The following is a 23,780-nucleotide window of genomic DNA, read 5'->3' as shown; positions in this document are numbered from 1 at the left end:
TGGGCGCCAAACGGCCTTTGGACGATCCGCTACGGGCCTTTTCCGATCCTCGCGCGCTTAAGATGTTTGCCCCTTCTGCGGAGAGCCGAAGATGCATCGCAAGCCGGACGGCGGCTGGGACAAGTCGCGCCTCCCCAGTCGTCACGTCACCGAAGGCCCGGAGCGGGCGCCGCACCGGTCCTACTACTACGCCATGGGACTGGGGAGCCGGGAGATCGGCCAACCTTTTGTCGGCGTGGCCTCCTGCTGGAACGAGGCTGCGCCCTGCAACACCACCCTGATGCGCCAGGCGCACGCCGCCGCTGACGGCGTGAAGCGGGCCGGCGGCACGCCGCGGGAATTCGTCACCATCACCGTCACCGACGGGATCGCCATGGGCCACGAGGGGATGCGCTCGTCCCTGGTCAGCCGCGAGGTCATCGCCGACAGCGTCGAGCTGACGATGCGCGGCCACGCCTATGACGCCCTGGTCGGGGTCGCCGGCTGCGACAAGAGCCTGCCGGGCATGATGATGGCCATGCTGCGGCTGAACGTGCCGAGCGCCTTCATCTACGGCGGCTCGATCCTGCCCGGCCAATGGCGCGGCCGCGAGGTCACCGTGCAGGACGTCTTCGAAGGCGTCGGCAAGCACGCGGCCGGCCAGATGAGTCTGGAGGATCTCTGCGACCTGGAGCGCCACGCCTGTCCCGGCGACGGCGCCTGCGGCGGCCAGTACACCGCCAACACCATGGCCTGCGTCTCGGAAGCCATCGGCCTGGCGCTGCCGTTCTCCTCGGCCCTGCCGGCGGCCTACCTCGACCGCGATCGGTACGCCCAGGCGACCGGCGAGGCGGTGATGAAGCTGATCGAGCAGAACATCCGCCCGCGCGACATCTGCACCCGCGAGGCGTTCGAGAACGCCGCCGTGATCATTGCGGCGACCGGCGGCTCGACCAACGGCGGCCTCCATCTGCCGGCGATGGCGCACGAGGCGGGGATCGCATTCAGCCTCAGCGACGCCTGCGCTATCATGAAGCGGACGCCCTATCTCGCCGACCTGATGCCCGGCGGGCGCTATCCGGCCAAGCGGATGGGAGAGGCGGGCGGCGTGCCGATGCTGCTGCGCACACTGTTCGACGCTGGCCTGATCCACGGCGACTGCCTGACCGTCACCGGCAAGACCATCGCTGAGAACCTCCAGGGCGTGGTCTGGCGCGACGACCAGGATGTAATCCGGCCGGTTTCGAACCCGCTCTCGCCGACCGGCGGCGTGGTCGGCCTGTGGGGCTCGCTCGCGCCCGACGGAGCGATCGTCAAGGTGGCCGGGCTGGAGCACCGCCAGCACCGCGGACCCGCGCGGGTGTTCGACGGCGAAGAGGCCTGTTTCGCCGCGGTCCAGGCGGGCGACTACAAGCCTGGCGACGTGCTGGTGATCCGCTACGAAGGTCCGCGCGGCGGGCCGGGCATGCGCGAGATGCTCTCCACCACCGCGGCCATCTACGGCCAAGGGATCAGCGACAAGATCGCCCTGATCACCGACGGCCGCTTTTCCGGCGCGACCCGCGGACTCTGCATCGGCCACGTCGGCCCCGAGGCCCAGGCGGGCGGGCCGATCGCCCTGGTGCGAGACGGCGACATCATCTCGATCGACGCCGACGCAGGCGTGCTCGATCTGGAGGTCGATCCCATCTCTCTGGAGCACCGCGCCCGCGAGTGGACCGCGCACATGACCGGCTACAATTCCGGCGCGCTGTGGAAGTTCGCCCAGCTGGTCGGGCCGGCCTACCTGGGCGCCGTCACCCACCCCGGCGGCAAGGCCGAGACGCACATGTATGCGGACATCTGAACGAGATGCTCCCCCTTAGGGGAGCATCGGGTCAGAGTCGGGCCTGGTCGTCGACGTCCTCGTCCCACGGCGCTTCGCCCTCTTCGAACGGCAGCTCCTGGCGGCCGCCGGGCGGCGGGGTCGGACGATGCGCCGGGGCGGCTTGCGCCTGGGCGGGCGCGGTGGCCTGCGGCATGGCTCGCGGGGTCGAACGGCGGGCGGCCTGAGGCGACAGCGGGGCGGGCTTGCGGCGGAACACCGACTCGACGCGTGCGAGCCAGCGGTTGCCCTCTTCGACCGCCTCGTTGGCGTCCGGCGCGCCCCGGCGCCGGGCGCGCGCCGCGCTCCACAGCTCGAGGACGAAGTCGGCGTGCCTGGGGTCGTCGAACACCAGCCGCAGCACCACCTGGCGCTCGGCGCCGCCCAGCACGTCCAGCGGACGCCGCGGCTCGCCGCGGTAGGCGCGTCCCGCGACCTGGCCGTCGACGATCAGCTCCAGGCCCAACAGCTCCTCGACGTGATAGATCAGGCACCAGCTGCCGGCGTCCCAGGTCACCGCCATGGTGTTGCTGGTGAAGTTGAAGCCCGCGCCACGGCCGCTGCCGTGGGCGATGATCTGGGCGTGCGGATCGCCCTTCAGCACATGGCGCAGTCCGCGCCGCATCCGCCGGTTCTCCTGGTTGAACCAGGCCACCATCGCGCCGAGCGCGGCCAGGGCCACGGCCGCCAGGCCGATCAGAACCAGAAAAGGGCCGAGCTGAGTCATTTTGCGGAAGCTAAGCCGTTTCGCTCCGCTGGAAAATTGGAATTGGCGGCCTGCGTGCTTCGGCCGCTTCGGCGGTCAGATGTCGAGCTCGATGACCAGCGGAACGTGGTCGGACGGCTTTTCCCAACCGCGTACGTCGCGGTGGATCGAGACGCCGCGCAGCCGGTCGGCGGCCTGGGGGGAGAGCAGGGCATGGTCGATGCGGATGCCGTTGTTCCGCTGCCAGGCGCCGGCCTGGTAGTCCCAGAAGGTGTAGGCGCCCGGCGCGCCGTCGGCCTGAAGATAGGCCTCGGTCAGGCCGAGCCACTTCAGGCTGCGGAAGGCCGCGCGGCTCTCCGGCTGGGCGAGCGCGTCCTCGACCCAGTTCTGCGGGAATTCGGCGTCGCGATCCTCGGGGATGACGTTGTAGTCGCCCACAAGGGCCAAGGGCTCCTCGAAGGTCAAGAGGTCCTGGGCGTGGCGGCGCAGCCGCTCCATCCAGGCGAGCTTGTAGGCGAACTTCTCCGTGCTGATCGGATTGCCGTTCGGCAGGTAGATGGAGGCGACTCGCACCGGCTCCGGGCCCGAGACCACGGCCTCGATGTAGCGGGCGTGATCGTCGCCATCGTCGCCGGGCAGGCCGCGCCGGACGTCCTCCAGCGGACGCTTCGAGAGAATGGCCACGCCGTTGTAGCTCTTCTGGCCATGGATGGCGATATTATAGCCAAGTCGTTCAAAGGCTTCGGACGGGAACTTCTCGTCGACGCACTTGATCTCCTGCAGGCAGGCGACGTCGGGTTGAGCCTCTTCGAACCAGCGCACGACGGTCTCCAGACGGGCGTTGACCGAGTTCACGTTCCAGGTGGCGATGCGCATGATGACTCCAGGGTGGCGGCGGCGAAGCTAGTGGTCGCGCGGGTCCGGCTCAAGGCGGCTTGCCTCACCGCGATGGAAACGCTTAAGTCGTGACTTAACAAATCTGCGAAGGACGCGGCCCATGGCGCTTGAACTGCATCTGCATCCCCTGTCGTCCTACTGTTGGAAGGTGCTTATCGCTCTCTATGAGCAGGGGACGCCGTTCGAACCTGTGACCGTGAACCTGGGCGACGCCGAGATCCGGGCGGCCTACCTGCAGATCTCGCCGTTCGGCAAGATCCCGGCGCTGGTCGACACCGAACGCGACGCGACGGTGTTCGAGACCAGCATCATCATCGAGTACCTGGACCAGAACTATCCCGGCGCCACGCGGCTTATCCCGCAGGATCCCGAGCGGGCGCTGGAGGTGCGGCTCTGGGATCGCGTGTTCGACCTCCATGTGATGAACGCCTTCCAGCCGATCGTCGACGACCGTCTGCGTCCGGAAGGGCGGCGTGACGCGCTGAGCGTGGAGATGGCGCGCGCCAAGCTGCGGCAGGCTTACGAGGTGCTGGAACGGCGCCTCGCCGGACGGACCTGGGCCGCGGGCGAGGCGTTCAGCCTGGCCGATTGCGCCGCGGCGCCGGCGCTGTTCTACGTCGCCCTGGCCGAGCCGCTGGACGGCCATCCGACGCTGGCGGCCTACCGTCAGCGGCTGCTGGCCCGGCCCAGCGTCGCCCGGGCGATCGAGGAGGCGAAGCCCTTCTTCCACATGTTCCCGGCGACCGAGGCGGAGCGGGCGCGGATGCCCGGCTAAGCGTGTTCGTCGTCCGTCGCGTCAGATTTCTCGACGGCGGCCTGCAGGCGCGAAATCAGGTCGCCGACGTTGGTGAGCCGCGGCGCTTCCTGCCGCAGCACGCAGGCCAGGGCGCGCGTTTTGAGCGCGGCTATGTCGAGGCCGGCGTCGGCGATCGGCTTGGCGGCGGTGCTCGCCAGAATGTCGAACAGGCGATCGACGGCGTTGAGCCGGCCCCAGAGGTAGTCGTTCTCCCGCGTCGAGCGACTGAAGAAGCCGCCGAAGCCCGCCAAGGTGCCGCCTCGAAGGATCGGACCCTCGTTTTCGACGCGCAGGCTCGCGGCGTCCTCAGGGCTGATCCGGTCGACGCGAATTTCCTCAAGCGTGATCGCGGTGCTGCCCGTCGGAACCATCGGCAGCAGCACCATGTCCCAGAAGAGGTAGCCGATGTAGCTGATCAGCAGCTCGCGCTGGCAGGCGGCGCCGAGCGCCGCCACGCTGGGGGAGGCGAGCAGGGCGTCGAGCTCTTCGTCCAGTCCCGCCAGGTCACATTCGTCGCCCAGGCGGTCGAGGATCGAGGAGATCGTGTCCCGGTGTTCCTGGACGAAGACCTCCGGGTTCGGCAGGGCGTCTTTCGCGTCCACCTCCGCAAGGCGACCGAACAGATCCTGGATCCGCCACATGAGTTCGGCGCTAAGAAATTGAGCGTCATCGTAAATGTTCAGCGCATCCAGGCTGCGATATAGCCTTCGCTTTACGACATCTAGGTCTTCGGACGCGACGTAACATGAATCGCTTGCGGCCCGATGGTACAGGCGATTTGTAGACTGGATGATGAAAGAGTTTCGCCGCTTCTTGTAGAAGACGCTGAAGTTGGCCACGAACCTTGCGTAAAGCGGGAGCTCGGCTTCTCGTCGGACGGGCGGATGGATGCGGCTTTCGGAATAGATTCCGACGCTTCGGGCCCAGGCGTCGATAACCTCTTCAATCCAGCGAAGGCGCGGCGAGACTTCTGGATAGGCGCAGGCCTGGCAGATGAGCTGGGCGACGACCTTGATGGCTTCGATGGTCATCAAACGAAGCCAGCTGACGCCGCTGAGGTTGGCGCCCGGCTGGATGCGAGGACCATTCAGCCGCCATTGGCGAACGCTGGCCTCGTCGACCTCCTGGGGGAACTCGCCTCCGGTGATCAGCGTGACCAGGGCGGACACCTGATCACGGGTGGCTTCGACCACGGCCCGGCGCTGGCGGATCTGGTCGTTGAACGCGTCGATCTGGGCCAGCTCGTCATAGATCGGCTCGTTGCGCGGCAGGTCGGAGAGCGCCCCGCGCAAGGTCGCGAAGAAGCCGGGCGTGCGGTGGGGGCGTGCGGTCTCCTTGTAGGGGTGCGGGTCGATGTAGACGAGGCGCCGGTCGACCTCCCGGAAGGCGCTGTGCGTTCTGGCGGCGGCGATGGTTTCCGACAGCGGCTTGTTGTTCAACACGCTGCCGTCCACCAGAACGGCGTCTTCCGGCATGAGGCCCGCGTCGGTGTAGTGGCGGAAGTTGGCGGCGATGAACCGCCCGCGGCCGGGCCAGGCCTCGCGCCGCCTGGCCAACAGTCCGTCCATCTCGCCCAGCTGCGCCGGCGGGAAGGCTCCGGGATAGGAGGCCGTGGCGCGGGCGGCGAAGGCCAGGGAGGGGACGTGATCGCGTCCAAAGTCGCTGACCGGCGCGCCGCCCGGGGGATGCTCGAAGGCGAAGCGCAGCACATGCCGGTGCTCGCGCTCGCGAACGATCGGAGGATCGTGGACGAAGATCGCGCGCGCCGAGCCGTAGAAGTCGGTGACGGTCACGACCAGGTCCAGCCTGTGCCCGGCCGGCAGCAAGGATCCGCTCTCCGATCGCCCCCCGCCCATCGCCTGCAGGCCGGTGAGCAGGCGCGCGGTGAAGCCCGGCCCGTCCAGCGGCGGATGGAACCAGCGCGACCGCAGGAAGGTGGAGATCGCCGAGCGCATCTCGAGGTCTGGGGCGGCGGGCAGCACGCCCTCGCGGCCAAGCCGGCCCAGCAGCGGCGTGATAAAGGGCAGGAAGTACCACTTGCTCCATTGCCGGGCCTTCGCCTCGGGAGCCAGCAGCCGCTGGATGTCGGCCTCGGAGAGCCACATGTCGGTGAGCGGGTCGAGGGTCAGGTCGTGCGCCAGGGCGCGGGCCAGGGTGATCCCGTTCACGCCGCCGGCCGACGATCCGGCGATGACGTCGACGACGACGCGCAGGTCCAGGGCCGCGCCGATCGCCTTCAGCAGGTCGAAATAGACCTCTTCGGTGCAGCTGTCGGGCGCGTCGCCGTCGCGCGGCGCGAAGCGATAGGTCGGCGCCTGGCGCGCGGAGACGTCGGGAATGGCGTGATAGGCTCGCGAGGCCCTGACGAGATTCAGGATCTCCTTGGTGATCCCGTGCTCGTAGAGGGCCAGGGAGACGCCTCCGTAGCAGACGAGCGCGAGCCGAAGTTCCTTCTCTTTCAAAGGCGGCGCCTTTCCTGGCGGCTCCCTCTAAAACGCTGGAGCTTGCAGAAAGTCGCCGAAGGCTCTGGGCTTGGCGTCAGAGCGTCAGATCGAGAAGCTGACCCCGCAGCCGCAGCTGGACTTGGCGTTGGGATTGCGGATGCGGAACTCCGCGCCGGCGAGTTCGTCCACGAAGTCGATCTCCGAGCCCTTCAGCAGGGCCAGTGAGACTTCGTCGATCAGGGCGGCGGCGCCGTCGCGCTCGATCTTCAGGTCGTCGGGCTGGGCCTCGTCGACCAGGTCGAACAGATACTGGAAGCCCGAGCAGCCGCCGCCTTCCACCGACACGCGCAACATCAGGGCTCGGCCTTCGGCCGCGCCGATGGTTCGGATCCGCTCAGCGGCGGTCGGGGAGAGGGTCAGATCGAGACTGGCGGTCATGGGCCTTCGATGAAAATCCGGGCTCTTCGAGGAATATCCGGCTTAGCCTATATGATGTCCCCTGCGGCTTCGACCAAGAGGCCTGTTTCACGAAGGCTCAGATGCCGCTGATTCCCGACCGCGCGCCGTATGCCGAAAATCCCTCTCGCTCGCGCGGCCGCAAGGTCCCCGAAGCCGAGAGCCGCACGCGCACCGCCTTCGCCCGCGACCGCGACCGGATCATCCACACCAGCGCCTTCCGCCGGCTGAAGGAGAAGACCCAGGTCTTCGTCGCCCACGAGGGCGATCACTTCCGCACGCGGCTGACCCACTCGCTGGAGGTCGCCCAGATCGCCCGCTCGGTGGCCACCGCCCTGGGACTCGACGGCGATCTCGCCGAGACGGTGGCGCTCGCCCATGACCTCGGCCATCCGCCGTTCGGCCATGCCGGGGAAGACGAGCTGCAGATCCAGATGCAGGACTTCGGCGGCTTCGACCACAATGTGCAGACCTTCCGGGTGGTGACCCGGCTGGAGCGGCGCTATCCGCGCTTCGAGGGGCTGAACCTCACTTGGGAGACCCTGGAAGGGATCATCAAGCACAACGGTCCGGTCGTCGATAAGCTGGACCGGCCGTCGTGGCGGGCGATCGCCGAGTTCGACGCCCAGTACGATCTGCGGCTTTCCGGCTGGGCGTCCGCCGAGGCCCAGGTCGCCGCCCTGGCCGACGACATCGCCTACAACAACCACGACGTGGACGACGGCGTGCAGGCGGGGCTCTTCAACCTCGACGAACTGCGCCAGGTCCCGCTGATCGGGCCCAATGTGGAGAGCTCGCTCGCCGACTTCCCGGACTGCGATCCGACGATCATCCGGCTGGAAGCCGTGCGGCGGATGATCGGCGCCATGGTCGACGACGTGCTGGCGGAGACCGGCCGGCGGGTGGCGGCCGGCGGGGTGGAAAGCGCCGAGGACGTGCGCAACCTCGGCCACGCCCTGATCAGTTTCTCTCGCGACATGGCCGAGGATCTGTCGGCCCTGCGTCTCTTCCTGATGGAGCGGATGTACCGTCACTGGAAGGTCAACCGCACGCGCAGCCAGGCGCGCCGCATCCTGGCGGAGATGTTCCAGCTGTTCATGGCCGAGCCGGAGGTCATGCCGACCGAATGGTTCCAGCGCGCCCAGGGGCGTGACGAAGCCGGCCGCGCGCGGCTGATCTGCGACTATATCGCCGGCATGACCGACCGCTTCGCGATCGAGGAGCACCGCAAGCTTTTCCACCTCGAAGTCTGGAGCTGAGGCCCTTGCGCCTGCGGCGGCGAAAAGCCCCCACAGGAAATGGCTTATCAGCAGTTCGACCGGGCGCGGGGTCCGCTAGAGTTCCGCCTTGAAAGCGTGCGATTCGCAGCGTTTGCCTGCGCACGTCTGAAATCTCGGAGCTGGTGGATGTCCGAACACGACCTCGGCGCCTATGCGCCCCCGACGGCTGACGCGCCGCTGTCGTTCGACGCGCGTCATCCCGTGCGCGGGGCCAGGCCGTTTCCGGCGACCCTGGTCATCAGCGGTCTGGTGCTGCTGGGCCTGGTGGTGGCCATCTTCCTCTTCTACCGCTCCGGCGTGCGCGAGGCTGGACAGGCGCCGAAGACTATCGGAACGCCGGTGGCCGAGATGAAGAGCGCGCCGCCCGCCGACGCCCAGCCGCAGGATCCGGCCGCGGGCCTGCAGATCTATCAGACGGAAGGCGGCCAGCCGCAGGGCGCGACCCAGCCGAACTTCGTCGCGCCGCCCGAGCAGCCGACCGCCCGGCCGGAGCCCTCCTTCGTCGCACCGCCTCAGGCCGCCCCGACGACGCCGGTTGCGGCCGCGTCCACCCTGCGGCCAGCCCTGCCGCCTGCGCCGCCGCCGCCGGCCGCGCTGACGCCTCAGCCCGCCCCCAAGCCGGTGCAGATCAAGCCGGTCGCCCCGCCGCCGGCGAAAGCCGCCGCCGTCAAACCCCTCCCGGTGAAGCCTGCGCCCGTGAAGGCGGCTGCGTCCGAAGCCGCCTCCGCCAAGCCGGCTGCCCCGGCGCGGACCGCGGGCGTCGCCGCCGTGCAGATCGGCGCAGTCTCTTCGACGGCGCTCGCCGACAAGGCCTGGAACGATGCGGTGGGGCTGGCCCCCGGCCTCGCCGCCGGCAAGGGCAAGGGCGTCGAAAGGATCGAGAAGGACGGCCATGTGCTCTACCGCACGGCGGTCACCGGCTTCGCCAGCCGGACCGACGCGGCCGCCTTCTGCGCCAAGCTGAAAGCCGCCGGAAAGGCCTGTTTCGTCAAGTGAGCCAGCGCGCCTGCATCCTCGGCTGCTTGTCCACGACGCTCAGCCGCGAAGAGACCGCCTTCTTCCGCGATGTGAAGCCCTGGGGCTTCATCCTCTTCGCGCGAAACGTCGAGACGCCGGACCAGGTCCGCCGGCTGGTCGACGCCCTGCGCGAGACGGTCGGCCGGGACGACGCGCCGGTGCTGATCGACCAGGAGGGCGGCCGGGTCCAGCGGCTGAAACCCCCGCATTGGCCGGTCTATCCGCCCGGCCGCGTCTACGGCCAGCTTGCCGGGAACGATCCGCTGCTGAAGCGCGAGATCACCCGCCTCGGCGCGCGGCTGATCGCCCACGACCTGGCGAGCCTGGGGATCAACGTCGACTGCGTGCCGGTGCTCGACGTACCGGACCCGCAAGGCCACGAGATCATCGGCGACCGCGCCTACGGCCAGACGCCGGACGAGGTGGCCTATCTCGGCCGCGCCGCCGCCGAGGGCCTGATCGCCGGCGGGGTGCTGCCGGTCATCAAGCACATCCCGGGGCATGGCCGCGCCAAGGCCGACAGCCACCTGGAGCTGCCGGTGGTGGACGCCAGCTACGACGAATTGGACGCCCGCGACTTCGCTCCCTTCCGGGTGCTTTCGGACATGCCGATGGCGATGACCGCCCACGTCATCTATTCGGCGATCGACCCGAAGCGGCCGGCCACCACCTCGAAGAAGGCCATGCGCAAGGTGATTCGCGGGGCGATCGGCTACGACGGCCTGGTGATGAGCGACGACCTGTCGATGAAGGCGCTCAGCGGCGACTTCGGCGAGCGGGCCGAACAGGCGCTCGCCGCCGGCTGCGACGTGGTCCTGCACTGCAACGGCGACATGGACGAGATGAAGGCGGTGGTGGACGGGACCGGCGCGCTGAAGGGCCACGCCAAGCGCCGCGCCCTGGCCGCGCTCGGCCGTCTCGCCCGGGTCCCGGAGCCGCTTGATCTCGACGAGGCGCGGGCGCGGTTCGCCGCGGCGCTCGGGGCGGCGTAGGATCCGGCGCCCATGAGCCAGCCGTTCCAGCCGAATCTGGACTTCACCGCCGCGGCGAGCGCCGCGGAAGACGGCGAGGCCCTGATCATCGACCTGGACGGCTACGAAGGGCCGCTGCACGTATTGCTGGCGCTGGCCCGCAGCCAGAAGGTCGACCTGCTGCAGCTCTCGGTGCTGAAGCTCGCCGAACAGTACCTGGCCTTTGTCCAGCAGGCGCGGCGGGTCCGCTTTTCTCTGGCCGCGGACTATCTGGTGATGGCCGCCTGGCTGGCCTACCTGAAGTCGCGCCTGCTGCTGCCGAAGCTTGAGCGGCCCAAGGCCGAGGAGCCGCCGGCCGAGGAGATGGCGGCCCGGCTCGCCTATCGGCTGGCCAAGCTCGACGCCATGCGCAACGCCGGCGAGGCGCTAAAGACCCGCCCGCAGCTCGGCCGTGACGTCTTTGTCCGCGGCGACCCCGAAGCCATCAAGGTGATCCCATCGGGCCAGATCGAGGGCGACCTCTACGGACTGATGAGCGCCTACATCGGACAGCGGGCGAAGGCGGTCGCCCGCCACTACACGCCGCGTCCGCCCCAGGCCTATCCGCTGGAGGACGCCCGCGAGCGGCTGCGCCAGCTGCTGCCGGATCTGGAGCGCTGGACATCGCTCGTCGGGGTGGCGCCGACAGGGTCGGGAGGGCAGGGGCCGTCGCGCGCCTCCTATGTGGCCTCGACGCTGTCGGCGAGCCTGGAGCTGGTCAAGGAAGGCGCCATGGAGGCGCGCCAGCTGGAGGCCTTCGCCGACATCTACATCCGGGCGAAGGAAAGGCGGCCGCATGCGCCGTTCGGCGCTGGCGAGGGCCGCGTATGACCGGGCTTGATGAGACCGAGCGCGAGGTCGAGGCGCTGTTGTTCGCCGCCGCCGGCCCGCTGAGCGAGGCCGACCTTGCGCGCCGCCTGCCGGAAGGCGCCGACGTGACCGGCGCGATCGCCGCCCTGCAGGCCCGTTACGCGGGCCGCGGGGTGGAGCTGGCCTGCGTCGCCGAACGCTGGCGCTTCCAGACCGCGGGCGACCTCGCCTGGCTGATGACCGAGGAGCAGCAGGAGCCCCGGCGTCTCTCCAAGGCGGCCCAGGAGACCCTGGCGATCATCGCCTACCACCAGCCGGTGACCCGGGCCGAGATTGAGGCGGTGCGCGGCGTTCAGGCCAGCCGCGGCACCCTCGACGTCCTGCTGGAGCTGGGCCTGGTGCGGATGCGCGGCCGCCGGCGCGCGCCCGGCCGGCCGGTGACCTTCGGCACCACGGACGCCTTCCTGGAGCACTACGGCCTGGCCAGCCTCGCCGACCTGCCGGGGATGGCGGAGATGAAGGCCGCCGGGCTGCTCTCGCTCGACCTGCCGCCGGACTTCGAGATGCCGAACCCTGAAGGGCCGATCCTCGACGAGGACCCGCTGGAGGTCGAGGCGCCGGAGTTCCACGTCGATTTCATGGGCGGAGACGAGCCGGGACGATAGGCCGCTTCCCAACAGCCGTGGCGCATCCCGTCGCGAGCGACTATATACCCCGCTGAATCTTAGCGACGCGCGTGCAGGTTAGCGCCGCCGCACATGGAGTTTTCGCCGTCATGGGCTCTCTTTCCATCTGGCACTGGCTGATCGTTCTGGTGATCGTGGCCCTCGTCTTCGGTGGCCGCGGCAAGCTTTCCGGGCTGATGGGCGACGCCGCCAAAGGCATCAAGGCCTTCCGCGAAGGCCTGAAGGACGACGAAAAGCAGGAGGCGTCAGCCAAGCCGCTCCCCAAGGAAAACGAGAAGGACAAGGCGCACAGCTGAGAGCACGCGCCGCCCCCGCTTTCCCCGCGGCGGCGAAGCGCGTAGAGCCACGGCATGTTTCCTGAAGGACGCGCCCTCGAGTTCCTGTTGGCTGCGGTCATCGCGCTTGTGGTGGTCGGGCCCAAGGACCTTCCCATCCTGATGCGCAAGCTCGGCCAGTTCGTCGGCCGGATGCGCGCCATGGCGGCCGAGTTCCGCGCCAGTTTCGACGAGATGGCCCGCCAGTCGGAGCTCGACGAACTGCGCAAGGAGGTCGAGGCCATGCGCCGCGGCCAGTTCGCCGACGTGGCCGCCCAGGCCGGTCAGGCCGAGGTCCACGACGCCTTCGTCGACATCCAGCAGAACCTGAGCGGCGTCACCGCCGACCTGCAGGGCGTCTCGAGCCCGCCCTATGCGGAGCCCTACGCTCCGCCGGAGCCGGAGCCGGAGCCTGAGACGCCGCCCGCGCCCAAGCCGCGCGCGAGGCGCAAGACCGCGGCCGCCCCGAACAAGGTGGTTCCGAACAAGGCGGTTCCGGCCAAGGCCGCTCGGGCCAAGGCTGCGCCGAAGACAACCCGCAAGGCCAGTTCGGCCAGCGTCGCGGCGCCAAAGACGGCGCCGGCCAAGCCGCGAACCCGCAAGACGCCGGAGCCCAAGGCGTGAGCTTCGAGCCTGACGAATCGGAAATCGAGGCGTCGCGCGCGCCGCTGCTCGATCACCTGATCGAGCTGCGCAAGCGGCTGGTCATCTGCCTGCTGGCGCTCGGCCTGGCGTTCGGCGTCTGCTTCGCCTTCGCCACCCAGATCTTCAACTTGCTGCTGCATCCGTTCTCGATCGCCGCCCAGCTGCTGGCGATCCGCGAGGCGGAAGCGCACGCCGGAGCCTTCGACTTCATGGCCGTCATGGTCGGGTCGAAGAACATGTTCCTGGCGCTGACCGGGGCGATCGACCTGCCGGCGGCGCCGGGCAAGGTGACCAGCCTGGTGTTCACCGCGCCGCTGGAATTCTTCTTCACCAAGGTCAAGCTGGCCGGTCTGGGCGCGGTGGCGCTCGCCTTCCCGGTGCTGGCCTGGCAGATCTACGCCTTCGTGGCGCCGGGGCTCTACAAGCGCGAACGCCACGCCTTCCTGCCGTTCCTGCTGGCCGCGCCGCTGCTGTTCATTCTGGGCGCGGCCCTGGTCTACTATATGATCCTGCCCTTCGTGCTGTGGTTCTCGCTGTCCCAGCAGATCGTCGGTGCGGGCTCCATCTCGGTGCAGCTCTTGCCCAAGGTCTCGGAATACTTCGACCTGGTGACGAACCTGGTGATGGCTTTCGGCCTCTGCTTCCAGCTGCCGGTGGTGCTGACCCTGCTCGGCATGGCCGGGATGGTGTCGTCGAAGACCCTGATGAGCGGCTGGCGCTATGCGGTGGTCGGGGTCTTCGTCGTCGCCGCGGTTGTGACCCCGCCGGATCCCATCAGCCAGACGCTGCTCGCGCTGCCGATCATCCTCCTCTACTTCGTCTCCATCGGCTGTGTGAAGCTCATCGAGCAGCGCCGCGCGAAGGACGAGGCCGGGCAGGACGTGGTCGCAATTTGAGCTGATCGCGCAGGCTGCCACTCTGGACTTGGCCGGCTCGCCAACGCGCTCTAGACAGGGCGGCCCTCTACGTCGCCAGCGGTCCCATGCACGACATTCGAGCCATTCGCGAAACTCCCGAGCTCTACGAAAAGCATTGGGCGGCGAAGGGCCTGTCCGGCCGCGTGGCCGAGCTGCTGGATCTCGACGGCCGGCTGCGCGCGGCCCAGACCACGCTGCAGGCCGCCCAGGCCGAGCGCAACGAATCCTCTAAGAAGGTCGGCCAGGCCAAGGCCCAGAAGGACGAGGCGCAAGCCACGCGCCTGATGGCCCACGTCGAGACCCTGCGGAAGACCCTCGAGGAGCAGGCCGAGGTCGAGCGTGAGGTCGGCGAGCAGCTGCGCCAAATCCTGGCCGCCCTGCCGAACCTGCCGGTCGCCGACGTCCCGCCGGGCGAGGACGAGGCCGGCAATGTCGAGGTCCGCCGCTGGAGCGAGCCGCGCAGGATCAACGCCCCGAAGGACCACGTCGACCTGGGCGAGGGCCTGGGGATGCTGGACTTCGAAGCCGCCGCCCGGATGAGCGGTTCGCGCTTTGTCATCATCAAGGGCCCGCTCGCCCGGCTGGAGCGGGCGCTCGGCCAGTTCATGCTCGACCTGCAGACCGCCGAGCACGGCTACACCGAAGTCTCGCCGCCGATCCTGGTGCGCGACGAGGCGCTCTACGGCACCGGCCAGCTGCCGAAGTTCGCGGAGGACCTGTTCCACACCACCGACGGCCGCTGGCTGATCCCCACCGCCGAGGTTTCGCTGACCAACCTGGTGCGCGGACAGATCACCGCCCAGGAAGAGTTGCCGCTGCGGCTGACGGCGCTGACCCCCTGCTTCCGCTCGGAAGCCGGCGCCTCAGGGCGCGACACCCGCGGCATGATCCGCCAGCACCAGTTCTACAAGGTCGAGCTGGTCTCGATAACCGCGCCCGAGCAGTCTGAGGACGAGCACGAGCGGATGGTCGACTGCGCCGAGGCGGTGCTGAAGCGGCTGGAGCTGCCCTTCCGCACCATGCTGCTCTGCGCGGGCGACATGGGCTTCTCGGCGCGCAAGACCTACGACCTGGAGGTCTGGATCCCGTCGGAAGGCCGCTATCGCGAGATCAGCTCCTGCTCCAACTGCGGCGACTTCCAGGCCCGCCGCATGGACGCCCGCACCAAGGCCGCCGGCGAGAAGGGCACGCGCTTCGTGCACACCCTGAACGGCTCGGGCTTGGCGGTCGGCCGCACCCTGGTGGCGATCCTGGAGAACTACCAGGACGAGGGCGGGCGGATCGCCGTGCCGGCCGCGCTGCAACGCTATCTGGGCGGGCTGACGCACATCGAGGTGGGCCGTTGAGGATCCTCCTCACCAACGACGACGGGATCAACGCCCCGGGGCTGGCGGCGCTCGAGCGGATCGCCCGGCGGCTCACCGACGACGTCTGGACCTGCGCGCCGGAGTACGAGATGTCCGGCGCCAGCCGGGCGCTGACGCTGGCCGACCCGATTCGCGTGCGTGAAGTGGGCGAGCGGCGGTTCGCCACCACCGGCACGCCCACCGACTGCGTCATGCTGGCGATCCGCGAGCTGGTGTCGGGGACCAAACCCGACCTGGTGCTCTCGGGCGTCAACCGCGGCGCCAATCTGGCCGAGGACGTCACCATGTCCGGCACGGTGGCCGGCGCGATCGAAGCCATGGCGCTCGGCGTGCCCGGCGTGGCCCTCTCGCAAATGGGCGGCTACGAGCATGGCGACAGCTATTTCGAGGTCGCCGAGACCTTTGCGCCGGGCATCCTCAAGCGGCTCGTCGAGGTCGGCTGGCCCAATGACGTGGTGATGAACCTCAACTTCCCGAGTGCGCCCATTGCGGAGGTGACCGCCGTCGAGGTCACCCGCCAGGGCTTCCGCGACGTGCAGGTCCGCCACGCCGAAAAGCGCACCGACCTGCGCGGCCGCGACTATTATTGGATCGGCTTTCGTCACGAACTTTCCAAACCCGCCGAGGGCACCGACCTGCGCGCCCTCTACGAAAACCGCATCTCGGTGACGCCGCTGCACATCGACCTGACCCACCTGCCCACCGTCCATGATCTCAAGGGCGTTCTGGGCGGGGCGCCGCCGAGGCTCTGAAGACATGAGCGAGCCGCACGACGACACGCCGCAATCGCGCATGGCGCGCCTGATCCTGGCGCTCCGCACTCAAGGCGTGACCGACGCCAAGATCCTGAAGGCGATCGAAAGCACGCCGCGTGAGCTCTTCACCCCGGAGCTCTTCAAGGAACGCGCCTTCGAGGATTCGGCCCTGCCGATCGCCTGCGGCCAGACCATCAGTCAGCCGTTCATCGTCGGGCTGATGACCCAGGCGCTGAAGCTCGATCGCCGTTCGCGGGTGCTCGAGATCGGCACCGGCTCCGGCTACCAGACCGCGATCCTCTCCAAGCTGGCCCGGCTGGTCTACACGGTGGAGCGCTACCGCACCCTGATGCGGGAGGCGGAGGCGCGCTTCAAGGAGCTCGGTCTCACCAATGTGATCACCCGCTTCGGCGATGGCGGGGACGGATGGCCCGAGCAGGCGCCTTTCGACCGCATTATGGTCACGGCGGCGGCGCCGAGCGAGCCCACAGCCTTGCTTCAGCAGCTCAAGCCTTCGGGGATCCTCGTCGCGCCGATCGGCCGCGGGCCTGTCCAGACGCTGCGCCGCTACACCGGCGACGCCAAGGGCGGGTTCCAGGTGGAAGACCTGATCGATGTCCGCTTCGTACCGCTGCTGGAAGGCGTGGCGAAGGAACCCTAGTCCTGACGGCGGTTTGGAGGGTGGCTCGGGGGCGCGGGCTGACCGATGATCGCCACGCTCCCCGATTGATTCTCTCCAACGCCCTAAGCCCAACTCCGGAGCGGTGATGACGCATTTCCTGCAGCGGACGGCCCTGATCGCGCTGGCGAAGGCCGCCGTCCGTATCCGTCGTCGAACACGCGCCGATCGTCGCCGCGCCCGCGGCCCCCGTCGAGCAGCGTCCGCTGGAGGCGCTGCCGCCTGCACGTCCGACGACACCAACGCCGCCGCCGCCGCAGCGCGCCGTCACGCCGCCGCCTGCGCCGGTCTACCGCACCGTCACCACCCGCTCGGTCACCGGCAAGGTGGTCGAGGTGGAGGGCCGCGCCGTCACCTACAGGGTCAAGAAGGGCGACACGCTCGACGAGATCTCCGACAAGCTGGGCACGACGGTGCGCCAGCTGCGCGAGGACAACGACCTTTCCAAGCGGGCGAAGATCCACCCTGGCGACGTGCTGAAGGGCCCGCGGCGGACGGCCCGCGCCTATGTCACGGGGCCGGGCGACACCCTTTATTCGATCGCCAAGCGCTTCGGCGTCACCGCCGACGCGATCCGCGACGAGAACGATCTCGGACGTAACGCCGGCCTGCGTCCCGGCCAGAAGCTGCGCCTGCCGACCGGCTATCGCGATCACGGTCCGCTGACCTCGACCAGCCGTGTGCTGGTCGCCGGCGGCGCGCCCGCGTCTACGGCCGAGGACGCCGCGCAGGACATCGAGGACGCGCCGCAGGCGCCGCGCGCTGCGCCGTCGCGGCCTCAGACCTCCTATCCGGCGCCGTCCGGGCCGAGCTATCGGACCGTCACCGTCCGCTCGGTCACCGGCAAGGTGGTCGAGGTCGAAGGCCCGGCGGCCACATACAAGGTCAAGAAGGGCGACAACCTCGAGAAGATCGCCCGCAAGCTCGACACGACCGTCAGTCAGCTGCGCGACGACAACGACATCGGCCGCCGCGAGGCCATCCAGCCCGGCCAGACGCTGAAAGGCCCGCGCACGTCGGCCAAGGCCTATGTGGCCGGGGCGGGCGACACCCTCTATGCGATCGCCAAGCGGTTCGGCGTGACGGCTGAGGCCTTGCGCGCCGAGAACGACCTGTCGCGCAACGCCAGCCTGCGGTCGGGCCAGAAGCTCCGGCTGCCGGACGGCTACAAGGACCAGGGGCCGCTGACCTCCACCACCCGCGTGCCCGTCGCGCCGCCGGTGAGCCAGTCGCCGCCGCCCGCGCCGGCGCCGCGACCCTATTCGCCGCCGCCCGCGCCGCCGCAGGCCGCGCCCCAAACCCCGTCAACCGCTCAACCGGCCCCGCGTCCCTACGCGCCGCCGCCCGCGATCTCGGTCCCGCGGCCTTACGTCCCGCCGCCGCGTCCCTATACGCCGCCAGCGCGGCCCTACGCGCCGCCGCCGGTCTATACGCCCCCGGCTGGCGGCCAGGGTCCGGCCGCCGGGCCGACCTCGGCGCCGACGCCGGCGGACGCCCAGCTGTCGGAACTTGGACGCGGCCGGTTCGTCTGGCCGTTGCAGGGGTCGATCATCTCGGACTTTGGACCCAAGGCCCCGGGCCAGCGCAACGACGGGATCAACATCGGCGCCCAGGTCGGCGCCTCGATCCGCGCTGCGGCGGCGGGCGACGTGGTCTACGCCGGCGACCAGGTGCCGGGCTTCGGCAACCTCGTGCTGATCAAGCACGCCAACGGCTGGGTGACCGCCTACGGCCACCTGTCGCGGGTGATGGTGAAGATGCAGCAGAAGGTCGCCCAGGGGCAGGAGATCGGCCTCGCCGGCGCCACCGGCGGCGTCTCCGAGCCGCAGCTGCACTTCGAGGTCCGCTACGCGCCCAGCCCGCTGGAACGCGCCAAGCCGATCGATCCGAAACTGGTGCTGCCGAGGTAGGGGGCGGGAAGCGCCCCAACGCCCCCTCAGTCGCTTCGCGACAGCTCCCCCGCAAGCGGGGGAGCAGCTGGGCCTCGCTCCTCCACCGCGAAAGCGGGGGAGGTGGCTCGCGAAGCGAGACGGAGGGGGCGTTCGCTGCCTCTACAGCGGCAGCGGCTTGCCCAATTCCCCCGCCAGATCGCGAATGAACTGCCAGGCGATACGGCCCGAGCGGCCGCCGCGCAGCTGGGCCCATTGCAGGGCGCGACGATCGAGGTCGGCGATCCCCAGACCGTAGCGTCCGGCGTAGCCCTGGACGGCGGCGAGATAGGTGGTCTGGTCCATGGCCTGGAAGCCGATCCACAGGCCGAAGCGGTCGGAGACGCTGACCTCTTCCTCGGCGTCCTCGGCCGAGGCGATGGCGCCACGGTCCTCGGTGTGGGTGCGCGGCATCAGGTGGCGACGGTTAGAAGTGGCTACAAAGAGCACATTGGACGGGGGGCCGGAGACGCCGCCTTCCAGCGCCGACTTCAGCGCCTTGGCCGCCGCGGCGCCCTCCTCGAAGGAGAGGTCGTCGCACAGCACGACGAATCGCTCCGGCCGCTCGCGTAGCTGGTCGAACAGGGCGGGCAGGGCGGTGACCTGGTCACGGTCGACCTCGACCAGCTTCAGCGCCGGATCGGCGAGGCTGGCGGCCATGAAGGCGGCCTTGGCCATCGAGCTCTTGCCGGCGCCGCGCACGCCCCAGAGCAGGGCGTGGTTGCAGGGCAGGGCCCGGGCGAAACGCTCCAGGTTCTCCAGGAACCGCGCCTTCTGCCGGTCGACGCCGACCAGGCTGTCGAGCGCCAGGGGATAGTCCGGCGCCGGGTGGAAGGCCCCGGTCGCCGGTTCGTGGCGAAAGAATCGGGCGCTTGAGAAATCCGCGGTCGGCGGCGCAGGCGGCGCCATCCGCTCCAGGGCGTCTGCAATGCGGATCAGCAGGGAGTTGAGCTCGGCGTCCATGGCCGGACGCTTAGCGCTCCAGCGGTTCCATTGCAAAAGCAGGGCGCAGCGCATAGCTTCCGCCGACCTTAAACGGGGGCCGCAATTCGCCCCCCAGATCGCGCTTCCGGAGAGGCCATGTTCTCGACTCCCGCCTACGCACAAGCCGCCGGCGCCGCCCCTGTCGGCGGGCCCCAGGACATGCTGATCCAGTTCCTGCCCCTGATTGGCCTGGTGGTGCTGTTCTATTTCCTGATGATCCGGCCGCAGCAGCGGCGGGTGAAGCAGCACCAACAGACCCTCGCCGCCCTGAAGCGCGGCGACACGGTCGTCCTGTCGTCCGGCGTGATCGGCAAGGTCGTCCGCGTCGAGGACAAGGAAGTCGGCGTCGAGATCGCCACCGGCGTGACCGTGAAGGTCCGCAAGGGGATGATCACGGAAGTCACCACCCGCGGCGAACCGGCCGCGGCGAACGATTCGAAGAACTAGGCGAAACGCCGCGCCATGATGAACCTTTCGCGCTGGAAGGTGATCCTCGTCGTTCTGGCGACGATCTTCGGCGCTCTCTTCACCCTGCCCAACATGCTGCCGCCGGACGTGCGCGACCAGCTGCCGGGCTTCCTGCCGAAGAAGGCGCTGAACCTGGGGCTCGACCTGCAGGGCGGGTCCTACCTGCTCTATTCGGTGGACACCCAGGCGCTTCGCACGGAGCGGCTGACCAACCTCACTGAGGACGTGCGCAAGACCCTCAGCGACGCCGAGATCCCGTTTACGGATCTTGGCCAGGTGAGCGGCGCGCTCTCGGTGCGGATCACCGATCCGGGCCAGGTCAACAAGGCGCAGAACGCCCTGCGCGAGGTCGTCGGCGCGCCGCTGCCCGGCGCGGCCAGCGGGCGTGACGTCACCGTCAATGCTCAGGGCGATCAGCGGCTGAGCATCGCCTTCGCGCCCGAGGCCTTCGACGCCGACGCCTCGCGCGCCGTCGAACAGTCCATCGAGATCATCCGCCGCCGGATCGACCAGCTCGGCACGCGCGAGCCCAACATCGTGCGCCAGGGCAAGGACCGGATCGTCATCGAGGCCGCCGGCGAGAGCGACCCCGAGCGGCTGAAGAGCGTGATCGGCCAGACCGCGAAGATGACCTTCCAGATGGTCGACGACAGCGTTTCGGCCCAGGAAGCCGCCGCCGGCCGGGTCCCGCCGGGCGCCGAGCTGCTGCCCTCCACCGACGGCTACGCGCCCGCCTATGTGGTCAAGAAGCGCGCCGAGGTGACCGGCGAGATGCTGGTGGACGCCCAGGCCCGCTTCGACCAGGAGACCGGCCATCCGATCGTTCAGTTCCGCTTCAACGGCCAGGGCGCGCGCCGGTTCGGCGACGTCTCCAGCCAGAACATCGGTCGGCGCTTCGCCATCGTGCTCGACAAGAAGATCATCTCCGCCCCGGTGATCCAGGGCGCGATCACCGGCGGCAGCGGCCAGATCACCGGCAACTTCACCGAGGCGACCGCCAACGACCTGGCCATCCTGCTGCGCGCCGGCGCGCTTCCCGCTCCGCTGAAGGTCGAGGAGCAGCGCACCGTCGGCGCCGAGCTTGGGGCCGACGCCGTGCGAGCAGGCGCCGTCTCCGCGATTATCGGCCTGGCCGGCGTCATCGTCTTCATGATCGTCATGTACGGCTGGCTGTTCGGCGGGGTCTCGATCCTCGGCCTTGTCGTCAACGGGCTGATGATCATCGGCCTGATGAGCGTCACCCAGGCGACCCTGACCCTTCCGGGGATCGCCGGCCTGATCCTGACCCTCTCGGTCGCGGTCGACGCCAACGTGCTGATCTACGAGCGGATGCGCGACGAGTTGCGCGCCGGCCGCAACGTGATCACCTCGATGAACGCCGGCTTCTCGCGAGCCATGGGCACCATCATGGACGCCAACATCACCCACCTGCTTTCGGCGGCCATTCTGTTCGGCTTCGGCGCGGGACCCGTGAAGGGGTTCGCCTGGACCCTGTCGATCGGCGTGCTGACGACGGTGTTCTCCGCAGTGCTGGTCACCCAGATCCTGCTCGCCTGGTGGTTCCGCGTCACCCGGCCCAAGACCTTGCCGATCGCGTGAGAGGGCCTCAACGATGAAATCCTGGCCCCTGATCAAGGTCCTGCCGGTCCGTACGAACTTCAAGTTCGTGCGCCTGGCGAAATACTTCGCGCCGATTTCGGTGCTGCTGGTCCTGGCCGCCTTGGCCGTCACCGCCTATCCGTTCAAGCCGCCGTGCTTCGGCATGGCCTGCGGCATCGATTTCAAGGGCGGCTCCGTCCTGGAGATCTCGACGGCGCCGTCGGCGGTGGACGTCGGCCGCGTGCGCGCCGCACTGGGTTCGATGAACCTCGGCGACGTGCAGGTGCAGGGCTTTGGCGCGCCGTCCTCGGCGATGATCAAGTTCCAGACGCCCGAAGGCGCCAGCGCCAGCCATACCGCCGACGCCGTCCGGGCCAAGATCGCCCAGACCATCTCGCCGGTCCGCTTCGTGCGGACCGACGTCGTCGGACCCAAGGTCTCCAGCGAGCTGCTGACCAAGGGCCTGCTGGCGCTCGGCGGCGCCATCCTGCTGATGCTGGTCTACATCTGGTTCCGTTTCGAGCTGCAGTTCGGCCTGGGCGCCGTCGCGGCCCTGTTCCACGACATCTTCCTGACGTTCGGCCTGATCACGCTCGCGCGGATCGAGTTCAACCTGACGGCGGTGGCGGCGCTCCTCACCATCATCGGCTATTCGATGAACGACACGGTCGTCGTCTTCGATCGCTTCCGTGAGAACCTGCGCAAATACAAGCGCATGCCCGTGGCCGAGGTGATCGATCTGTCGATCAACGAGATGCTGAGCCGGACCATCATCACCAGCCTGACCGGCATCTTCGCCCTGATCGCCCTGGCGCTGTTCGGCGGCCCGTCGCTCTGGGGGCTGTCGGTCATCATGCTATTCGGTCTGCTGATCGGCACCTACTCCTCCATCTACATCGCCGCTCCGGTGATCCTGCTGTGGGGCGTCAAGCGCGGCGGCGAGGACGAGGCCGAGGCGCTGAAGCCCGCCAAGGCAAGGCCTTAAGGCGCGCGGGAGAGGCCGCCATGTCCCGGGATGCGCCTTCCATCGACGCCTACGGCGAGGGTGGCTTCCGTCTCGACGGGGCGCGTCATGAGGGCTCGCTGCTGATCGTCAGCGACGAGGCGCGCAACTGGCCGGTGCGGGCGCTGCCTGAGCTGACCCCGGAGAGCTTGGCGCCGGTGCTGGAGGCCGGCCGGGCCGAGGTGGAGTTCCTGCTGCTGGGCGTCGGCGCGCGCAATGCGATGCCGCCGCGCGCCGTGCGCGACGCCCTGCAGCGCGCGGGCATCGGCCTGGAGTTCATGGACACTCCGGCTGCGGCCAAGCTCTACAATGTTCTGACTGCCGAAGGACGCCGGATCGCGGCGGCCCTGATCGCCGTCTGACGAGGCGCGGGAAGCTTCCCGCCCGCGACGAAACGCCCTATACCTGACCGCCACGGTAGGAACTCCGAGGGGGACTCGATGGCTGGACTACTCTCCAATCTGCGCAACACGGTGATCGTCAGCTTCGTCCTGGCGCTGATTATCATCGTTGGTTACGCCATGCATTACGGCTCGACCGATGCGATCTTCTTGCAGGCGGTGTTCCGCTGGCTGCACGTGCTGTTCGGAATCATGTGGATTGGGTTGCTCTACTATTTCAACTTCGTCCAGATCCCCACGATGCCGAAGATCCCGGCGGAGCTGAAGCCGGGCGTGTCGAAGTACATCGCGCCGGAAGCGTTGTTCTGGTTCCGCTGGGCGGCCCTGTTCACCTGGGTCATGGGCGTGATCCTCGCCTTCAACCGCGGCTATCTGGTGGAGGCGTTCACCCTGGGCGCCACCGAGGGCTTCAAGGTCCCGCAGCATAGCTTCATCGGCCTGGGCATGTGGCTCGCGACGATCATGTTCATCAACGTCTGGGCCTTCATCTGGCCGGCGCAGAAGATCGCCCTGGGCCTGGTCGAGGCCGACGCCGACGCCAAGGCCGCGGCGGCCCGCAAGGCGATGCTGTTCTCGCGGACCAACACCCTGCTGTCGATCCCGATGCTGGTCACCATGACCATGAACCAGACGCTCTTCGCCTGATCCAAGGCCGAAGGGACTGCGAAAGGCCCGCCGGCGACGGCGGGCCTTTTTTATGCTCCGCAGCTTCGCGAAACCGGGATGGCGCCCGAATGGAAACGCGACGGCGCGAACGAACTGGCCGTTGACGAAC

At 69.0% G+C, this 23,780-nt stretch carries 24 protein-coding genes; 19 read left to right on the top strand and 5 right to left on the bottom strand.

Annotated elements, in window-relative coordinates; translation table 11 throughout:
• The first annotated feature begins 91 nt into the window (after positions 1-91).
• Positions 92-1,825 carry a dihydroxy-acid dehydratase gene (gene ilvD / locus ACSQ2B_RS05570; RefSeq protein WP_436048065.1) on the top strand — a complete coding sequence of 578 codons (1,734 nt, stop codon included), beginning with the start codon at positions 92-94 and terminating at the stop codon, positions 1,823-1,825.
• 31 nt (positions 1,826-1,856) lie between these two features.
• Here the strand turns inward: ilvD and ACSQ2B_RS05565 are convergent, their stop codons facing one another.
• Both ACSQ2B_RS05565 and xth read right to left on the bottom strand, forming a co-directional pair.
• Positions 1,857-2,570 (bottom strand): hypothetical protein, encoded by a 714-nt coding sequence (locus tag ACSQ2B_RS05565; protein ID WP_436048063.1) that lies wholly within the window; start codon positions 2,568-2,570, stop codon positions 1,857-1,859.
• Between the two features lie 75 nt (positions 2,571-2,645).
• Entirely contained in the window at positions 2,646-3,425 is a 780-nt protein-coding gene (xth, locus tag ACSQ2B_RS05560; RefSeq protein WP_436048061.1) for an exodeoxyribonuclease III, read from the bottom strand.
• Between the two features lie 121 nt (positions 3,426-3,546).
• Between xth and ACSQ2B_RS05555 the strand changes: the two genes are divergently transcribed.
• Positions 3,547-4,221, top strand: coding sequence for a glutathione S-transferase family protein (locus ACSQ2B_RS05555; protein WP_436048059.1), 675 nt, complete (start codon positions 3,547-3,549; stop codon positions 4,219-4,221).
• Here the strand turns inward: ACSQ2B_RS05555 and ACSQ2B_RS05550 are convergent.
• Positions 4,218-6,704, bottom strand: a complete 2,487-nt coding sequence (locus ACSQ2B_RS05550) for a patatin-like protein (RefSeq protein ID WP_436048057.1) — start codon at positions 6,702-6,704, stop codon at positions 4,218-4,220. The genes ACSQ2B_RS05555 and ACSQ2B_RS05550 overlap by 4 nt on opposite strands.
• Positions 6,705-6,788: 84 nt before the next feature.
• Positions 6,789-7,124, bottom strand: coding sequence for an iron-sulfur cluster insertion protein ErpA (gene erpA / locus ACSQ2B_RS05545; RefSeq protein WP_436048056.1), 336 nt, complete (start codon positions 7,122-7,124; stop codon positions 6,789-6,791).
• A gap of 101 nt (positions 7,125-7,225) precedes the next feature.
• Between erpA and ACSQ2B_RS05540 the strand changes: the two genes are divergently transcribed.
• The 12 genes from ACSQ2B_RS05540 to ACSQ2B_RS05485 all read left to right on the top strand — a co-directional run bounded on the left by ACSQ2B_RS05540 (position 7,226) and on the right by ACSQ2B_RS05485 (position 18,532).
• Positions 7,226-8,401 (top strand): deoxyguanosinetriphosphate triphosphohydrolase, encoded by a 1,176-nt coding sequence (locus ACSQ2B_RS05540; protein WP_436048054.1) that lies wholly within the window; start codon positions 7,226-7,228, stop codon positions 8,399-8,401.
• Between the two features lie 147 nt (positions 8,402-8,548).
• Complete coding sequence (ftsN, locus tag ACSQ2B_RS05535; RefSeq protein WP_436048053.1) at positions 8,549-9,418, top strand: cell division protein FtsN; 870 nt, start codon at positions 8,549-8,551, stop codon at positions 9,416-9,418.
• Positions 9,415-10,431, top strand: coding sequence for a beta-N-acetylhexosaminidase (gene nagZ / locus ACSQ2B_RS05530; RefSeq protein ID WP_436048052.1), 1,017 nt, complete (start codon positions 9,415-9,417; stop codon positions 10,429-10,431). The genes ftsN and nagZ overlap by 4 nt, the downstream gene beginning before the upstream one ends.
• 12 nt (positions 10,432-10,443) lie before the next feature.
• On the top strand, positions 10,444-11,280 hold the full coding sequence (locus ACSQ2B_RS05525) for a segregation and condensation protein A (protein WP_436048051.1): 837 nt from the start codon (positions 10,444-10,446) through the stop codon (positions 11,278-11,280).
• Entirely contained in the window at positions 11,277-11,924 is a 648-nt protein-coding gene (gene scpB, locus ACSQ2B_RS05520; RefSeq protein ID WP_436048049.1) for an SMC-Scp complex subunit ScpB, read from the top strand. The genes ACSQ2B_RS05525 and scpB overlap by 4 nt, the downstream gene beginning before the upstream one ends.
• A 110-nt stretch (positions 11,925-12,034) precedes the next feature.
• Positions 12,035-12,241, top strand: a complete 207-nt coding sequence (locus ACSQ2B_RS05515; RefSeq protein WP_436049594.1) for a twin-arginine translocase TatA/TatE family subunit — start codon at positions 12,035-12,037, stop codon at positions 12,239-12,241.
• Positions 12,242-12,295: 54 nt separating this feature from the next.
• Complete coding sequence (tatB, locus tag ACSQ2B_RS05510; protein WP_436048048.1) at positions 12,296-12,883, top strand: Sec-independent protein translocase protein TatB; 588 nt, start codon at positions 12,296-12,298, stop codon at positions 12,881-12,883.
• Positions 12,880-13,800 carry a twin-arginine translocase subunit TatC gene (tatC, locus tag ACSQ2B_RS05505; RefSeq protein ID WP_436048047.1) on the top strand — a complete coding sequence of 307 codons (921 nt, stop codon included), beginning with the start codon at positions 12,880-12,882 and terminating at the stop codon, positions 13,798-13,800. The genes tatB and tatC overlap by 4 nt, the downstream gene beginning before the upstream one ends.
• 86 nt (positions 13,801-13,886) lie before the next feature.
• Positions 13,887-15,167 carry a serine--tRNA ligase gene (gene serS / locus ACSQ2B_RS05500; RefSeq protein WP_436048046.1) on the top strand — a complete coding sequence of 427 codons (1,281 nt, stop codon included), beginning with the start codon at positions 13,887-13,889 and terminating at the stop codon, positions 15,165-15,167.
• Entirely contained in the window at positions 15,164-15,940 is a 777-nt protein-coding gene (gene surE / locus ACSQ2B_RS05495; RefSeq protein ID WP_436048045.1) for a 5'/3'-nucleotidase SurE, read from the top strand. The genes serS and surE overlap by 4 nt, the downstream gene beginning before the upstream one ends.
• Positions 15,941-15,944: 4 nt before the next feature.
• Positions 15,945-16,604: a protein-L-isoaspartate(D-aspartate) O-methyltransferase gene (locus ACSQ2B_RS05490; RefSeq protein ID WP_436048043.1), complete on the top strand. Its 660-nt coding sequence runs from the start codon at positions 15,945-15,947 to the stop codon at positions 16,602-16,604.
• 353 nt (positions 16,605-16,957) lie between these two features.
• On the top strand, positions 16,958-18,532 hold the full coding sequence (locus tag ACSQ2B_RS05485) for a LysM peptidoglycan-binding domain-containing protein (RefSeq protein WP_436048041.1): 1,575 nt from the start codon (positions 16,958-16,960) through the stop codon (positions 18,530-18,532).
• Positions 18,533-18,673: 141 nt separating this feature from the next.
• Here the strand turns inward: ACSQ2B_RS05485 and ACSQ2B_RS05480 are convergent, their stop codons facing one another.
• Entirely contained in the window at positions 18,674-19,513 is an 840-nt protein-coding gene (locus ACSQ2B_RS05480; protein WP_436048039.1) for an ATP-binding protein, read from the bottom strand.
• 117 nt (positions 19,514-19,630) lie between these two features.
• On the opposite strand from ACSQ2B_RS05480, the gene yajC reads away from it, so the two are divergent.
• From yajC to ACSQ2B_RS05455, 5 genes are all read left to right on the top strand, one after another.
• The gene (gene yajC / locus ACSQ2B_RS05475) at positions 19,631-19,981 is read left to right on the top strand and encodes a preprotein translocase subunit YajC (protein ID WP_436048037.1); all 351 of its coding nucleotides are present in this window, start codon (positions 19,631-19,633) and stop codon (positions 19,979-19,981) included.
• A 15-nt stretch (positions 19,982-19,996) separates the two neighbouring features.
• Entirely contained in the window at positions 19,997-21,601 is a 1,605-nt protein-coding gene (gene secD, locus ACSQ2B_RS05470; RefSeq protein WP_436048036.1) for a protein translocase subunit SecD, read from the top strand.
• A 13-nt stretch (positions 21,602-21,614) separates the two neighbouring features.
• Positions 21,615-22,586 (top strand): protein translocase subunit SecF, encoded by a 972-nt coding sequence (gene secF, locus ACSQ2B_RS05465; RefSeq protein WP_436048034.1) that lies wholly within the window; start codon positions 21,615-21,617, stop codon positions 22,584-22,586.
• Positions 22,587-22,606: 20 nt separating this feature from the next.
• Positions 22,607-22,966 carry an Mth938-like domain-containing protein gene (locus ACSQ2B_RS05460; protein ID WP_436048032.1) on the top strand — a complete coding sequence of 120 codons (360 nt, stop codon included), beginning with the start codon at positions 22,607-22,609 and terminating at the stop codon, positions 22,964-22,966.
• A 78-nt stretch (positions 22,967-23,044) separates the two neighbouring features.
• The gene (locus ACSQ2B_RS05455; RefSeq protein ID WP_436048031.1) at positions 23,045-23,650 is read left to right on the top strand and encodes a urate hydroxylase PuuD; all 606 of its coding nucleotides are present in this window, start codon (positions 23,045-23,047) and stop codon (positions 23,648-23,650) included.
• The last annotated feature ends 130 nt before the right edge of the window (positions 23,651-23,780 follow it).

This window comes from Phenylobacterium sp. LjRoot225 (assembly GCF_964252855.1).
Classification (GTDB): Bacteria; Pseudomonadota; Alphaproteobacteria; order Caulobacterales; family Caulobacteraceae; genus Phenylobacterium.
Note: the sequence above shows the minus strand (reverse complement) of the source record. Positions and strands in the feature narration are given on the sequence as shown.